General features: G+C 32.7%; 13 protein-coding genes and 2 pseudogenes. 9 read left to right on the top strand and 6 right to left on the bottom strand.

Annotated features, from left to right (window positions below):
• The 6 genes from BDW25_RS06620 to BDW25_RS06645 form a co-directional block, all read left to right on the top strand.
• Window positions 1–117, top strand: a 117-nt coding sequence (locus BDW25_RS06620) for a GNAT family N-acetyltransferase (protein WP_133945244.1), incomplete at its 5' end; no start/stop codon positions are given.
• 579 nt (window positions 118–696) lie between these two features.
• Window positions 697–1,809: a glycerol dehydrogenase gene (locus BDW25_RS06625; RefSeq protein WP_017175656.1), complete on the top strand. Its 1,113-nt coding sequence runs from the start codon at window positions 697–699 to the stop codon at window positions 1,807–1,809.
• A gap of 194 nt (window positions 1,810–2,003) precedes the next feature.
• Window positions 2,004–2,966: a dihydroxyacetone kinase subunit DhaK gene (dhaK, locus tag BDW25_RS06630; protein WP_133945217.1), complete on the top strand. Its 963-nt coding sequence runs from the start codon at window positions 2,004–2,006 to the stop codon at window positions 2,964–2,966.
• Between the two features lie 31 nt (window positions 2,967–2,997).
• Window positions 2,998–3,579: a dihydroxyacetone kinase subunit DhaL gene (dhaL, locus tag BDW25_RS06635; protein WP_017175658.1), complete on the top strand. Its 582-nt coding sequence runs from the start codon at window positions 2,998–3,000 to the stop codon at window positions 3,577–3,579.
• Window positions 3,576–3,950 carry a dihydroxyacetone kinase phosphoryl donor subunit DhaM gene (gene dhaM, locus BDW25_RS06640; protein ID WP_049418778.1) on the top strand — a complete coding sequence of 125 codons (375 nt, stop codon included), beginning with the start codon at window positions 3,576–3,578 and terminating at the stop codon, window positions 3,948–3,950. The genes dhaL and dhaM overlap by 4 nt, the downstream gene beginning before the upstream one ends.
• A 200-nt stretch (window positions 3,951–4,150) precedes the next feature.
• Window positions 4,151–4,480, top strand: coding sequence for a hypothetical protein (locus BDW25_RS06645; RefSeq protein WP_133945219.1), 330 nt, complete (start codon window positions 4,151–4,153; stop codon window positions 4,478–4,480).
• A 73-nt stretch (window positions 4,481–4,553) separates the two neighbouring features.
• Here BDW25_RS06645 and BDW25_RS06650 read toward each other — a convergent pair whose 3' ends face one another.
• Window positions 4,554–4,913: a magnetosome magnetite crystal formation protein family gene (locus BDW25_RS06650; RefSeq protein ID WP_025987127.1), complete on the bottom strand. Its 360-nt coding sequence runs from the start codon at window positions 4,911–4,913 to the stop codon at window positions 4,554–4,556.
• A 306-nt stretch (window positions 4,914–5,219) separates the two neighbouring features.
• Between BDW25_RS06650 and BDW25_RS06655 the strand changes: the two genes are divergently transcribed.
• From BDW25_RS06655 to BDW25_RS10950, 3 genes and pseudogenes are all read left to right on the top strand, one after another.
• The gene (locus tag BDW25_RS06655) at window positions 5,220–6,815 is read left to right on the top strand and encodes a xylulokinase (RefSeq protein WP_133945221.1); all 1,596 of its coding nucleotides are present in this window, start codon (window positions 5,220–5,222) and stop codon (window positions 6,813–6,815) included.
• A gap of 86 nt (window positions 6,816–6,901) precedes the next feature.
• Window positions 6,902–7,177 (top strand): annotated as a pseudogene (locus BDW25_RS06660) (MFS transporter); the annotation flags it as partial.
• Between the two features lie 24 nt (window positions 7,178–7,201).
• Window positions 7,202–7,321, top strand: a pseudogene (locus BDW25_RS10950) (GNAT family N-acetyltransferase); the annotation flags it as partial.
• Between the two features lie 109 nt (window positions 7,322–7,430).
• On the opposite strand, the gene BDW25_RS06665 reads toward BDW25_RS10950, so the two are convergent.
• From BDW25_RS06665 to BDW25_RS06685, 5 genes are all read right to left on the bottom strand, one after another.
• Complete coding sequence (locus BDW25_RS06665; protein ID WP_133945225.1) at window positions 7,431–8,177, bottom strand: cyclase family protein; 747 nt, start codon at window positions 8,175–8,177, stop codon at window positions 7,431–7,433.
• A 78-nt stretch (window positions 8,178–8,255) separates the two neighbouring features.
• The gene (gene metE, locus BDW25_RS06670) at window positions 8,256–10,502 is read right to left on the bottom strand and encodes a 5-methyltetrahydropteroyltriglutamate--homocysteine S-methyltransferase (RefSeq protein WP_133945227.1); all 2,247 of its coding nucleotides are present in this window, start codon (window positions 10,500–10,502) and stop codon (window positions 8,256–8,258) included.
• A complete protein-coding gene (locus tag BDW25_RS06675; RefSeq protein WP_133945229.1) occupies window positions 10,499–12,337 on the bottom strand; it encodes a bifunctional homocysteine S-methyltransferase/methylenetetrahydrofolate reductase in 1,839 nt (612 codons plus the stop codon). The genes metE and BDW25_RS06675 overlap by 4 nt, the downstream gene beginning before the upstream one ends.
• Entirely contained in the window at window positions 12,291–13,466 is a 1,176-nt protein-coding gene (metC, locus tag BDW25_RS06680; protein ID WP_071860383.1) for a cystathionine beta-lyase MetC, read from the bottom strand. Before metC ends, BDW25_RS06675 begins: the two co-directional genes overlap by 47 nt.
• Entirely contained in the window at window positions 13,463–14,566 is a 1,104-nt protein-coding gene (locus BDW25_RS06685) for a PLP-dependent transferase (protein WP_065581049.1), read from the bottom strand. Before BDW25_RS06685 ends, metC begins: the two co-directional genes overlap by 4 nt.
• Between the last annotated feature and the right edge of the window lie 672 nt (window positions 14,567–15,238).

Raw genomic sequence — 15,238 nt, forward strand, 5'->3', positions numbered from 1 at the left:
ATACCAATAAGACTTGGATTCACACAAGAGGGTATATTGAGAAGTGATGAACGTTTACAAGGGGAATTCTCAGATAGTTATGTGTATAGTTTGCTCCGGGAAGAATATGATGATTAATTCTATTGTAAATATACATTTAAATTTATTTATAAGATGATTTTATAATAATTTTTTAAGTAATCAATAAACGTATGATATCCACTTATAGATTCATTCCGAATATAATAGAGAATAAAGTTATCCCTTTCTATTTTTAAGTTTATTGTTTAGTAAACCTATATATAATAAATTAAAAAAACCACTTTCAATTTACGCTCCAGAATAAATTGAAAGTGGTTAAAATTTTTATGTTAGATTAAGAATAATACAAGTATAGGATAAAACAATAAAACCTATTGTAAATATGGAGTCAGTTATGGAGTATAAATTATAATATTACAATATTTAAGTTTAAAAGTGATAATTTAATGAAGTTTTAGGTAATAGGTGGACAATTATAGTCAATAGATTAACAATGGAAGTGTAGAAAAACATCAATTTTTTAAGCAACTTAATCTTTCTCTTGATTCTTATTTTTTCGTTTTGTAATGGTAAATACGCTAATATGTATTTTCTATATCATATATTTGTGAGCGTAATTTACTGAAGAGTTATTAAATGATGTAGTATAAATATTTATTATGGAGGGAAAGCTCTATGGCAAAAATTATTTATCAATCTCCAGGAAGATATGTACAAGGAAAAGGAGTTATCGAATCTATCGCAGATGAAACACAACGTTTAGGTTCACATGCATTAATAATCTCAGATGAAGTTGTTTGGAATATAACTAAAGATCAAATTGATCAAAGTTTTTCAAATAATTCAGAAGTTAATTATGATTACGAAACATTTAAAGGCGAATCTTCAGAAAATGAAATTAATCGTATCGTTGATGAAGCTAAGACAAAAGGCATAGATGTAGTCATTGGTTTAGGTGGTGGAAAGGCACTTGATACAGGTAAAGCAGTAGCCAATGCTTTAAATGCAAGTGTTATCGATTTCGCTTCTACTGCATCAATGGATGCACCTACGGCAGCCGTATCTGTTATTTATGATGATAATGGCGTATTTAGTGGTTATGAATTTTACCCTAAGAATCCTGATACGGTAATGGTGGATTCACAAATTGTTGCGCAAGCACCTGTACGTTTATTTGCTTCAGGGATGAGTGATGGATTAGCTACTTTAGTTGAGGTAGAATCTACGTTACGTAGACAAGGAAAAAATATGTTTAGTGGAAAACCATCATTAGCTAGCTTAGCGATTGCGCAGAAATGTGAAGAAGTAATTTTTGAATATGGACATAGTGCATATGAAGCAATTAAAAATCATATTGTATCTCCGCAAGTTGAAGCAGTGATTGAAGCGAATACATTACTTTCAGGTTTAGGATTTGAAAATGGAGGACTTGCAGCTGCTCATGCAATTCATAATGGTTTTACAGCACTTGAAGGCGATATTCATCATTTAACGCATGGTGAAAAAGTGGCCTATGGTATTTTAGTCCAATTAGTATTGGAAAATGCGCCAACAGAAAAATTTGTAAAATACCAACAATTTTTAAGTAGTATTCATATGCCAACGACTTTAGAAGAACTCCACATTGCCGATAAAAGTTATGAAGATTTGGTTCGCGTAGGTGAACGTGCTTTAGAACCAAATGATACTTTTGCAAATTTAAGTGATAAGTTAAATGCAGATGACATTGCAGACGCTATTTTAACAGTAAGTGAATTATCTAAAAGTACGTTGAATTCCAAAGGTTAATTTTCGTAAAGAAGATAACTAAGAATAGATAAGTAATTAGAAGGATAAAGATAAAACTTATGTCTTTATCCTTTTTTGAAAGAGTATTTTTATATTTACTAATATGAAAATTCTAAGTTTAAATAAAGAAAATGATTTTGATATTTAATCTTAGATAAACTCACTTTAAATATGCCAAAAGGAGTCGCTTTTTGATGAAAAAATTAATTAAAGAAAAAAATAATATTTTAACAGACATGTTAGAGGGTATCGCTTTAACGAATGATAATATTGAAATTATTTCAGAAACAGTTGTTGTTAAAAAAAATAAAAAAAATTCAGGAGTTGCCTTGGTATCAGGCGGTGGAAGTGGTCATGAACCAGCACATGCGGGCTATGTAGCTAATGGTATGCTTGATGCGGCAGTATGTGGTGAAGTTTTTACATCTCCGACTCCAGATAAAATTTTAGATGCTATTAAAGAAGTCGATACAGGCGACGGTGTATTATTAATCGTTAAAAATTATGCTGGAGACGTTATGAACTTTGAGATGGCTCAAGAAATGGCACAAATGGAAGATATTAAAGTTGAACGTGTCATTGTGAATGATGATATTGCTGTTTCAGATGTAGAAAAACGTCGTGGCGTGGCTGGTACGGTATTCGTTCATAAATATGCAGGTTATTTAGCGGATCAAGGCCTATCTTTAGAAGATATTAAAAACAAAATTGAAGCGTTTATTCCTAAAATTAAAAGTATTGGGATGGCGCTTACTTCACCAATGGTGCCAACAACTGGGAAATATAGTTTCGATATTGATGATAATGAAATGGAAATAGGTATCGGCATTCATGGTGAAAAAGGGTTACACCGTGAAGCGATTCAATCGGTTGATATTATTATTGAGCGTTTACTAGATGAGTTGTTAAAAGAAGTGAAAGATCAATCATTAATTGTTATGGTAAATGGTATGGGAGGCACGCCTTTATCTGAATTAAGTATTGTGGCGAAGTATTTAAATCAACAATTCCAAGAACATGACATAGCTGCTAAACAATGGTTTGTTGGTGATTATATGACATCACTTGATATGCAAGGTTTCTCCATTACAGTGGTTCCTTATAGTGAAGACATAGAAAAAGGTCTTTTAGCTCCAACAACAAGTCGTTATTTTTAAATAAAAATAGAGATAATGAGGTGACTTTTCAATGAATGTACAAGACATGAAAACAAGACTACTTAGTTTAGTTGAAACTTTTAAAGAAAAAGAAAGTGAATTAACTGATTTAGATCGTGCCATTGGTGATGGCGACCATGGAGTAAATATGGTCAGAGGATTTGAAGCGTTAGAACAAGGTCTGGATGACACAGATATGAAGTCATTATTTAAATCAACAGGAATGACATTAATGTCTAAAGTGGGCGGTGCCTCAGGTCCTTTATACGGTTTTAGCTTTGTTAAAATGGCAAATGTCGTTAAAGATGATATTGACAAAGAAAATTTAAAAGAGATGATTGCTGCTTTTTCAGAAGCCGTTAAACAACGTGGAAAAGTAGAATTAAATGAAAAAACGATGTATGACGTAATTGAACGTACAAGAGAAGCATTAGATAATGATGAAAACATTGATTTTAACACATTACAATCATATGCTGATGAAACTAAAAACATGATAGCTACGAAAGGACGAGCATCATATTTTAAAGAAGATTCAAAAGGTTATATCGATCCAGGTGCTCAAAGTAGTGTTTACATTTTAAATGCGATGATAGGAGGAGAGGTAGAATGACTTCAATAGTAATTGTGAGTCACAGTTATAAAATTGCTGAAGGTGTCAAAGATTTAAATTTACAAATGACGGATAATGACGTTAATATCATTGATATTGGTGGCTTAGATGATAAAGGCATTGGAACATCTTTCGATCATATTCTTTCAGTCATAAATGAATTAGATGACGATGCAATATGTTTTTATGATATAGGATCTGCCGGGATGAACCTTGATATGGCAATCGAAATGTATGAAGGTTCACATCGCATAGAAAAAATAGAAGCTCCTTTAGTAGAAGGTAGTTTTATCGCGAGCGTTGCACTTAAATCGAATAACACAATGGATGAAGCTATCGCAGAAGTCAAAAAACAATTAAAAAATGATTAAGTGAATATATTAGGAGGTCAAAGATGTGTAGAGGTCTTTGTCCTCTTTTTTTATTAATTTAAACTGCAATGATTGAATGTCAATATTCATAGTGGTTTTATATAATAAATAAATTATCTTTCAAGTTTTTTGAAATACACATTATAAATGAAAACTAAAATAAAAATGACTCTAATATAGCAATAGAAAGGATTAAAAAGATGACTAGAAAATATAATGTGATTAAATATGTTATTAAGAAAAATAATGATGAACTTAAAATATATAAATTACGATTATATGAGTTTAATATAAAAGACGAAAAAGCTCTAAATATTAGCCAACCGATTTTTGTAAATAGAGACATTTTAATTGATAAAATACGAAATGGTGAAACATTTACTCGTGCCTTTAGAGTAAGTCAAAATGATTATTATGCAGGCCAATCGATTGCTCTTTCAGTTAATAAGCATGGATATATTAATAATAATTTTGAGGCTTCACGAGATGTGATTAGAAACGTTGAAGAAAATATCTTAGATTATAAATAAAGTCATCAGTTATAGAAGCGTTAAATTAAAAAGGAAGTATAGCACTCCCTTTTTAATTTAATATATAAGTGACTTATTTTTTTAATAAAATTTTAATTCCTCTGATAATGTTGAGGATATATAATATTAAAGCAATTAAGAAGAACACAATAGCAATGATTAAAGCAATAACAAATATTAATAATTGATGATCGAATGGTTTATCAAAGACCTCTTTTGAAAAAATAAATGCGGCTCTACCTATAAAAAAACTGATCCACGTTATAACATGGTTCCCTAAAGCTTTTTTACCATGCTCAGACGTTGGCTCATCTGAAAGTATCCATACCAATAAAGGTAAAATGACAGGCGCAAAAAAGATACTTAAATAACTCAATGCTGATAAAACATAACTATTGTCATTTTTATGCATCTTACTATTTGTATTTTCCACTTTTTTCACCTTCTTTCTCTTTACTTATTATAAAAACATCAATAATAAAATATTACAACAATTAATAGATAAACTTACAACACTGTAAGTATTGAGAAAAGAAAAATATCGTTTTTATACTTTTTCTAAATAAATAACTAATAAGTTTTTATTTAAGATTTTATATAATTAAAAGTATCAATTGTGTATTTATAAATATTAAAATTGAAAAAATATTATACTTAAAAATTACTTGTTTACTATATAAATTTTTGATAGCATCAAATAAGTAAGCGTTTCCAGTAATTTTATAGGGAGGTGCATAAAATGAATCATTCCTCAATAAAACAATTTATTGAAGAGGGTAATTTAACAATTGGTATTGAATTTGGTTCAACTAGAATTAAAACGGTAGCAATTGATGACAACTGTAAAACATTAGCTACGGGAACGTTTGGATGGGAAAATACATATCAAGACGGATATTGGACATATTCTATGAACGATGCATGGATAGGTCTACAAAAAAGCTATAGTGAAATGACTAAAGTCATAAAAGAACAATATGGGGCTACAGTTAAAAAAATTAAATCATTAGGCATTAGTGGGATGATGCATGGTTATTTAGTATTTGATCAACAAGAAGATTTGCTTGTTCCATTTCGAACTTGGCGTAATAACAATGCTAATCAGGCGGCTAAGATTTTAAGGAAATCATTTCAAGTAAATATTCCAGAAAGATGGAGCATTGCTCAATTATATCAATCAGCTATAGATAATGAGTCTCATGTTGCTAAAGTAGATTATATGACCACACTTGCTGGTTATATTCATTGGTACTTAACAAATGAAAAAGTATTAGGTATAGGCGATGCCTCAGGCATGTTTCCCGTTGATGTAGAAACTAAAGAGTATCGAAAAGATATGGCTAAAAAATTTAATCAGCTTTTTTCTGAAGTGGGATATCATCAAGATATTTTAGAGATATTACCAAAAGTTGTGGTAGCAGGTGAGAATGCAGGTTATTTAACAGAAACAGGAGCAAAACTTATTGATCCAAATGGTCAATTAGAAGCAGGCTGTCCTATGTGTGCTCCAGAAGCTGATGCTGCAACTGGGATGGTAGCTACAAATAGCGTAGCACCAAAGACCGGTAATATATCTGCAGGAACAAGTATCTTTTCAATGATTGTATTAGACAAATCTTTGAAAAATATTTATCCAGAAGTGGATATTGTCACAACACCAGATGGCTATGAAGTAGCCATGATACATGCTAATAATTGTACATCTGATATTAACGCGTGGGTCGATTTATTTGGAGAAGTATTAGAAGTAATGGGTGTCAAATACGAAAAAAGTGAGCTTTTTACAAAATTATTTGAAAGCGCTTTAAATGGCGATGATAAACTTGGGAAATTACTTTCATATGGATATATATCTGGAGAATTTATTACAGATGTTCAACATGGTTACCCTATGTTAGTACGATCGATAGATAGTTCATTCAATTTAGCTAATGTAATGAAGACTCACATATATAGTGCATTTAGTACATTAAAAATTGGTATTGATTTATTAAAAAAGAATGAAGATATTGAAATTCATTCAATATATGGACACGGGGGTATATTCAAAACCAAAAAAGTTGCTCAAACATTTTTAGCAGCAGCAATGCAAAGTCCCGTTAGTGTTATGCAAACTGCTAGTGAGGGTGGAGCATGGGGAATTGCTGTTTTAGCTAGGTATCTTGTAGCAGAAAGCGATGTAAATTTATCTAGTTATCTTGATGAAATTGCTTTTAAAGATACTGAGTCCATTAAAGTTGAACCAAATGAAAAAGAAATAGAAAGCTTTAATCGTTATATTGAACGTTTTAAAAAAGGGCTTCCTATAGAACGTCTTGCTAACGAACAACTTTAAAGAAATTTTAAATAAGCAAAGGGAGAAAGTGAATTATTGTGACTAACAATTTAACTAAACAGAATCGACAGTTTTTAGGATTACCTATGGTATTAATTTGAGGTTATATAGCAGTAGCTATATTTATGACAGGTGATGGATTTGAACAAGCGTTTTTGTCTAAGTATATTATCGATCTTGGATATAGTGATTCACAAGCAAGTAGAGTTATAGCTATATATGGATTAATAGTAGCACTAGCTTCATGGATGTCTGGAGTACTAGCAGAAGTATTTAGTCCACGTCGACTGATGATTTTAGCATTTATAATATAGATTATTTTTCACGTTGGATTTTTAACTTTAGGTTTAGCTCAACAAAATTAAGCAATGATGATAATTATGTATAGTATTCGTGGATTTAAACAAGAGGGGATATTGAGAAGTGATGAACGTTTACAAGGGGAATTCTCAGATAGTTATGTGTATAGTTTGTTGAGAGAAGAATATGAAAATGAATATAAATAACAACACATCCTGATACTTCGTCTTGCTCAAGTACTTTAGTATCAGGATGTTATATATTATATAGGAAAGTGATCAATTTGATCGCTCATTATCAACATATCACTTATATTTAAGATGGTTTGATAGCAAATGCACGGACTGGGAAACCTGGTGCATCTTTCGGTTTGGGACTAATCGCATAAATGACTGCGCCACGTGTAGGTAATTGGTCTAGGTTTGTTAAGAGTTCAAGTTGAAAAGTATCTTGTCCAAGTATATAACGTTCTCCAACAATATCGCCATTTTTAGCTGTATCTACTGACGCATCTGTATCGAAGGTTTCATGACCAATCGATTTTACACCGCGTTCTTCAATTAAAAATTTTAAAGCATCCAGTCCCCAACCTGGTAAATGTTGGTGACCATCAGCATCTCTGTTTTCGAATTGTTCAATATCTGGCCAACGTTTTGACCAATCTGTACGTAAAGCGACAAAGGTACCTTCTTCAATGCGCCCATTCTCCGCTTCCCACTGTTCTAAATGTTGGCGTGTCACGATAAAGTCATCATTATTTTTTACTTCTTTTGAATAATCTAACACGATAAGTGGTAAGACTAATTCTTTTAAATCAAGATCCTCAAGATAACGTTTATTCTCTACAAAATGTATCGGTGCGTCAATGTGTGTGCCGTATTGTGTAACGATATTCCAACGTTGTACATAAAAGCCATGTTCTTTGACTGTAAATAATGTGGATACTTGGCCTTTTTCAAATTCACTAAATCGTGGAATGTCTGGATCGAAAGTATGGGTTAAATCTACCCACTCTGCTGTTTTTAATTGTTGTAATTGGTCCCACAATGGATAATTTGTCATATGTTTCACCTCGAAAGTCTAATATAAGAATAAAAGAGGGAGAAAACTCAATTTCTCCCTCACATGTTTATCTGTATCTTATGCGACAGGTTTATTTTTTTCTTCACGTTTTTTACGAACAGTATTTACAAGTACTGTTAAGGCATCTTTCACTTCGTCTTCTTTACGTGTTTTTAGACCACAGTCAGGGTTAACCCAGAATAAAGAACGGTCGATTTGTTGTAAAGAACGATCAATTGCTGTTGCAATTTCTTCTTCAGTAGGAATACGTGGACTATGAATATCATATACACCTAATCCAATACCTAAATCATAGTTAATATCTTCAAAGTCTTTGATTAAATCACCATGGCTACGTGATGTTTCAATTGAAATAACATCTGCATCTAAGTCATGAATTGCATGGATGATTTGACCAAATTGAGAATAACACATATGCGTATGAATTTGTGTTTCATCTTGGACTGAAGAGGTTGCAAGTTTAAATGAATTTACCGCATCAGCAAGGTATTGTTCATGGTATTCAGAACGTAATGGTAAGCCTTCACGTAATGCTGGTTCATCTACTTGAATGACTCTAATACCTGCTTCTTCAAGTGCTAATACTTCTTCGTCAATAGCTAAGGCAATTTGATCTTGAACGACTTTACGAGGAACGTCTACACGTTCGAATGACCAGTTTAAGATAGTGACTGGACCAGTTAACATACCTTTAACAGGTTTATCAGTTAAGCTTTGTGCATAAACAGTTTCTTTAACTGTTAAAGGTGCAGTCCATTTTACATCTCCATAAATAACTGGTGGTTTTACAGCACGTGAACCATAAGATTGAACCCATCCAAATTTTGTGACTAAGAAACCTTGAAGTTTTTCACCGAAGAATTCAACCATGTCATTACGTTCGAATTCACCGTGTACAAGTACATCTAAGCCAATCTCTTCTTGGATTTTAATCCAACGTGCGATTTCATTTTCTAAGAAGTTGTTATATTCTTCGTCTGAAATTCGATTATTTTTCCAGTCTGCACGGTATTTACGTACTTCTCTTGTTTGAGGGAATGAGCCGATCGTTGTTGTTGGTAAATCTGGTAAATGTAAACGAGCGTCTTGTGCTTTTTTACGGTCTTTAAAAGCAGATTTACGACTGGTTGGTACGCTATCAAAATCATATTCAAGGTTTTTGAATGATTGACTTTGGAATCGTTCATAGCGTGCTTTTAACTCATCATATTTTTTACTATCATTATTATTAAATAATCGACGTAATGCATCTAACTCATCTAATTTTTCAGTAGCAAAGCTTAAGCCTTCTTCAATTGATGTATCTAATGTTTCATCATCTAATGATACCGGAACGTGTAATAATGAAGATGATGGTTGAATTACAATTGCTTTAGCATAAGGTTGTAAAGTTTCGATTAATTCTTTTTTCGCTTCAATATCTGCAGCCCAAACATTACGACCGTCAATAATACCAGCATATAATGTTTTAGATTTATCGAAATCTCCTGCTTTAATTTGTTCTAAGTTATAACCATGATCATGAACAAAATCTAAACCAAGACCAGCCACTGGTAAACGGCTTAAGAATTTTACATTAACGCGTTCAAAATAGGTTTGGATGACTAATTTTTCTCCTAAACCAGCATCAGCAAAGTAGTCATAAGCCTCTTTAGTAATATTTTCATAATTTTCACTTTCATCTGTGACGAGAATAGGTTCATCGACTTGAATGTATTCAGCACCTGCATCTACTAAAGATTGTAATACTTCTTTATACAATGGAAGTAATGTTTGAACTTTCTCTTCAAAAGATTGACTACCACCTTTAGAAAGTTTCACAAAAGTGATTGGGCCAACAATGACAGGATGTGCATTTACATTAATTGATTTAGCATAGTTAAAACGGTCTAATAATACATTACGATTCACCTTAGGTTCAACATTGTCCCATTCAGGAACAATATAGTGATAGTTTGTGTTAAACCATTTAATTAATGCACTTGCAACATGTTCTTTATTACCACGTGCAATATCAAACAATAAATCATCATCTACTGTACGTCCTTGGAAACGTTCAGGAATAATGTTGAAAAGTAATGATGTATCAAGAATATGGTCATATAATGAGAAATCACCAACAGGTACACTGTCTAAATTATAATTCTTTTGAAGTAATAAATTTTCTTTATGTAAGTCTGTTAATGTTTGATCTAATTCATTTTTATCGATTTTTTTAGCCCAATAGCTTTCGATTGCTTTTTTCCATTCTCTTTTTCTACCTAATCTTGGGAATCCTAAGTTTGAAGTTTTAATTGTTGTCATGATATTGCCTCCTTGTTTTGGGTAATTGCTTTAGAATATGCTGCGAGCTCTAATGAATAATCAATACGTTGGAAAGGTGTAATGAGATATAAACCATTAAAGTATTCATGTACCGTATCGATTAATTCTTTAGACAGTCTCAAACTTAATTCTTTTGTTTTTTCTTTATCATCTTTTACTGCTTTAAATTGATTTAATACATCTTCAGACATTTTAATTCCAGGCACTTCGTTATGTAAGAAAAGTGCGTTATTGTAGCTTGCAATAGGCATGATACCGATAAATAGTGGGGTATCAAGATGTTTGGTTGCTTCATATACTTCTTTGATTTTTTCTTTACTATATACAGGTTGGGTAATAAAGTAACTCATACCTGCCGCTACTTTTTTCTCAAGACGTTTAACTGCTCCGTCTAATTTACGAACGTTTGGATCGAACGCCCCGGCGATGTTAAAGTTGGTATGTTTCTTCAGCGCATCACCATCAACATTAATACCTTGATTAAATCGCAGCGCCAGTTCTGTTAGGCCTTTTGAGTTAACATCATACACATTCGTTGCACCTGGTAGATGACCTACTTTTGAAGGGTCTCCTGTAATGGCTAAAATTTCACTTACACCGATGAGTGAAAGGCCAAGTAGATGAGATTGTAAACCAATTAGATTCCGATCTCGGCATGTGATATGAACAAGAGGTTCAATATCATATTGTTGTTTGATTAAACTTGCAGCAGCGATATTGCTGACTCTTACAGTAGCGAGAGAGTTATCGGCGAGTGTTACTGCATCAATATGTGCTTCATCTAGCTTACCTATATTCTCAAAGAACAATTCTGTATCGAGATGTTTTGGAGTGTCTAATTCAACAATCACAGTAGGTCTCTGTTTTACTTTTGATGTTAAATTTTGTTTTAATGTACGTTTTGCATTTGTATTAATTGTTCGATGAATTGGAATAACTTTTTTATTTTTAATCGGTTTTAAATTTTTTACAGATTCTTTAATGTAAGAGATATGTTCCGGTGTAGTACCACAACAACCACCAATTAAACGAACCCCTTCGTTAATTAATTCTTGTGCAACATCACCAAAATATTTAGCATTGTTGCTATATTTAAATTCACTATTTTCAATATCGAGTAAGCTCGCATTAGGATAACATGAGAGATAGGCATGTTCTGGTAGTTCGATATGTGAAAATGAGCGTTGCATGTGATGTGGGCCATGGTGACAATTTAAGCCCACCACATTTGCGCCACATTCAATGAGATGTTTTAACGCCTCGTTAATTTCTGTACCGTCAACGAGATAATTCGTATTGGAAGCGGTCAGTTGTGCGATAATTGGAATATCGTACTTTTGACGTGTCGCTGTTATCACACTCGTTAATTCATCTAAATCGTAGTAGGTTTCAAATAGTAAACCATCTACACCTTCTTCAATTAAAGTATCAATTTGATTGTCTGTATGATATTGAATAGTAGAAAGCGATAAGTCTTCTTGTTTTATTCCCCTGAAGCCACCCACCGTTCCTAAGATAAATGTCTCTTTATTGGCTGCGCGTTTTGCAATTTGTACAGCGGCTTTATGAATTTCTTTTACTTTATGCTCTAAGCCAAATACTTTTAATTTTTCAAAGTTAGCGCCATACGTATTTGTCTGAATGACATCAGCTCCTGCTTCTATATATGAACGATGAATACGTTCAACTTTATTGGGATGTGTAAGATTATATGCTTCAGGACAAGTATCTAGGCCTTCGGAATAGAGGATTGTTCCCATTGCGCCATCAGCTACTAAAACGTTGTTCTTCAAATGATTCAATAATCGACTCATTAAATGCCTCCTTCAATGCGTAGTCAATATCATCTATGAGTTCTTCAGGTTGTTCAAGACCTACGCTTAGACGGAATAGACCAAATGTAATGCCACGTTCGTTTCTCACTTCTTCTGGAACAGCTGCATGAGACATTGTGGCTGGATGTGAGAGAATCGTTTCTACTCCTCCTAAACTTACCGATACAAGTGGTAAAGTTAGCGCATCTACAAAGGCTTGAGCTTTTGTTTCATCTTTTAGACGAAAGCCAATGACTGCACCGCCACTTTTAGCTTGTGATAAATGTAAATGACTATTTCCCGGATAATATACTTCAGCAACTTCATCTCTTTGACTTAAAAAGTCTACAAGTTTTTCAGCATTCGATGTAGATTGTCTAAAACGAACAGGTAATGTTTTTAAATGTTTGGCTAAAGTCCAACTATCATGTGCAGATAGGGCAGTTCCTGTTCCATTTTGGAGTAGGTAAAGTGCCTCAGCGACGTCTTTACGATTTGTAATAGCAGCGCCAGCAATAATATCACTATGTCCACCTAAGAATTTTGTTGCAGAATGAACCACTATATCAGCACCAAGTGCAAGTGGAGATTGACCTAATGGAGTCATAAATGTATTATCTACTGCTAAAAGTAAATCATGTTTTTTAGCGATATGAGCAACTGCTTTAATATCAGTGATTTTAAAGCATGGATTTGATGGTGTTTCTATATAAATTAATTTTGTATTAGGTTGAATGGCCTGTTCAATTTCTTCAGGATGAGTCGCATTTACCGTCGTAAATTTAATATTAAAACGATTTAAAATACGTTCAGTTAGTCTAAATGTTCCACCATACACATCATCTGGTAAAATGACATGATCTTCAGCTTGTAATGTGAGTAATACGGTTGATATTGCTGCAATACCTGAAGCATAAGCAAATCCATATTGACCGCCTTCAAGTTTAGCTAATTTTTCTTCTAATAATTGACGATTAGGATTACCACTTCTGGCATAATCAAATTTTGCGTTACCACCAAGTACTTTTTGATGGAAAGTTGAAGAATCATATAATGGTGGGTTTGCTGAATCGTAATCTACACCTCTATGTTCATCAAATATCACTTCTGTTTCTTTAGATAAGCTCATGAAATCACTCCTACTTTAGAATTTTCTAATGCTTGAATAATATCTGCTTCAATATCCTTATAATCTTCAATACCAATGGATAAACGAATTAAATGTTCATCAATACCTCGTTTGTCTTTTTCATCATCTGGCATGTCGACGTGTGTTTGTGTATATGGGAAAGTAATAAAGGTTTCAGTTCCTCCTAAACTTTCTGCAAAAATACAAATTTCTAAATTTTCTAAAAATTTAGCTACGCTATAATCCTTATTAAGACGTAAACTTAACATACCTGTTTTTCCACTATAGAGTACTTCATCAATAGAATCGGATGTTTCACAACGTCTTGCGAGACGACGTGCATTGTCTTGAGATCGTTCTATTCTGAGATGTAGTGTTTTCAAACCTCTTTGGAGCAAGTAACAATCAAGTGGAGACAATGTGGCGCCAATCATATTGTGAAATTGACCTAATTGTTCAGCAAGCGTGTCATCTTTAACTGTCACTACGCCTGCAAGTACATCATTATGACCACCTATATATTTTGTAGCTGAGTGTAAAACAATGTCAGCACCTTGTTCTAAAGGTGTTGATAAGTATGGAGTTAAAAACGTGTTATCAATAATGGTTAATAGATGATGTTTTTTACTTAGAACATAATAAGGTTCTACATCAATTTGAATCATTTGAGGATTCGAAATTGGTTCGATAAAGAGTGCTTTTGTATGTTTATTTATACTGTTTTCGACTTCTTCATAATTTAAAAAATCAACGTATTTAAAATGAATACCGTATTGTTGTTCATAATAATCAAATAATCTAAATGTTCCTCCATATAAATCAAACGCTACTAAAATTTCATCACCAGGTTTAAATAAGTTACAAATAAGTTGAACTGCTGCCATACCACTTGACGTTGCAAATGAAGCTGTACCCCCTTCTAATTTGGCAAATGCTTCTTCAAATGAAGAGCGGGTTGGGTTTTTCGTTCGTGTGTAATCATATCCTGTAGACTGACCTAGGTGAGGATGTTGATATGCCGTCGATAAGTAAATGGGATTAGCAATTGCGCCAGTCAAATCCTTTGTTAATGAAATTTGTGCTAATTGAGTATCTTTCATTTCAAATCCTCCTATCATTTTCTAAATAAAAAAAGCTTCCGTCCTTTAAACCCGATATGTATCGGATGTAAAGGACGAAAGCTTGTTTCGTGGTACCACCTTTGTTTGCTACTTTATTGCTAAAGTAACCTCAAACAGTACGCCATTATGTTTGAGGAGTACTTGAAAAAGTGACACACATTATCGTAAATGATCAGATATATCTGTAATAAAAAACTCATTTAACTTTTGAAGATAAATGAGTATTAACGATAATTTAGTGACGTCGATGATTCCAGTACGCCATTAAACAATAAATGTTAATACTGTATCGCTATAACGGGCGAACCCGTTGATACCTCATATTGGCATCAACACTCAAAGGCCATTTTCAAACTTTCTTTCAATGTCTCTTCTCAGCTTACAAGACTCTCTGTATCCGCAGTGTAAGTTTTACTTTCCTTATTACCGTGTGTAATTTGTGTTTTTTTAAGTTAATTCATAGCTTACAGACATAAATTACATTTGTCAACAACTTTTCTGAAAATTATGATTAAATAATAAATTCAGAAAGTGCCTGAATGATTGATATATATACTTTCTATCTAGTAAATTTTTTTCTTAAAAAAGTTTATAAGACTTGTAGATATAACACGCTTTTTTTAAAATTAAGTAATGACTTTAAAGACAAGG

This window comes from Staphylococcus sp. AtDRG32 (genome assembly GCF_004365845.1).
GTDB classification, from domain to species: Bacteria; Bacillota; Bacilli; order Staphylococcales; family Staphylococcaceae; genus Staphylococcus; species Staphylococcus hominis.

Excerpts from the sequence above, each read along its gene's own strand:
- metE (WP_133945227.1), bottom strand. The coding sequence starts at position 10,502 with ATGACAACAATTAAAACTTCAAACTTAGGATTCCCAAGATTAGGTAGA.
- BDW25_RS06655 (WP_133945221.1), top strand. The coding sequence starts at position 5,220 with ATGAATCATTCCTCAATAAAACAATTTATTGAAGAGGGTAATTTAACA.
- BDW25_RS06625 (WP_017175656.1), top strand. The coding sequence starts at position 697 with ATGGCAAAAATTATTTATCAATCTCCAGGAAGATATGTACAAGGAAAA.
- BDW25_RS06665 (WP_133945225.1), bottom strand. The coding sequence starts at position 8,177 with ATGACAAATTATCCATTGTGGGACCAATTACAACAATTAAAAACAGCA.
- dhaK (WP_133945217.1), top strand. The coding sequence starts at position 2,004 with ATGAAAAAATTAATTAAAGAAAAAAATAATATTTTAACAGACATGTTA.
- dhaM (WP_049418778.1), top strand. The coding sequence starts at position 3,576 with ATGACTTCAATAGTAATTGTGAGTCACAGTTATAAAATTGCTGAAGGT.
- BDW25_RS06645 (WP_133945219.1), top strand. The coding sequence starts at position 4,151 with ATGACTAGAAAATATAATGTGATTAAATATGTTATTAAGAAAAATAAT.
- dhaL (WP_017175658.1), top strand. The coding sequence starts at position 2,998 with ATGAATGTACAAGACATGAAAACAAGACTACTTAGTTTAGTTGAAACT.
- BDW25_RS06675 (WP_133945229.1), bottom strand. The coding sequence starts at position 12,337 with ATGAGTCGATTATTGAATCATTTGAAGAACAACGTTTTAGTAGCTGAT.
- metC (WP_071860383.1), bottom strand. The coding sequence starts at position 13,466 with ATGAGCTTATCTAAAGAAACAGAAGTGATATTTGATGAACATAGAGGT.
- BDW25_RS06685 (WP_065581049.1), bottom strand. The coding sequence starts at position 14,566 with ATGAAAGATACTCAATTAGCACAAATTTCATTAACAAAGGATTTGACT.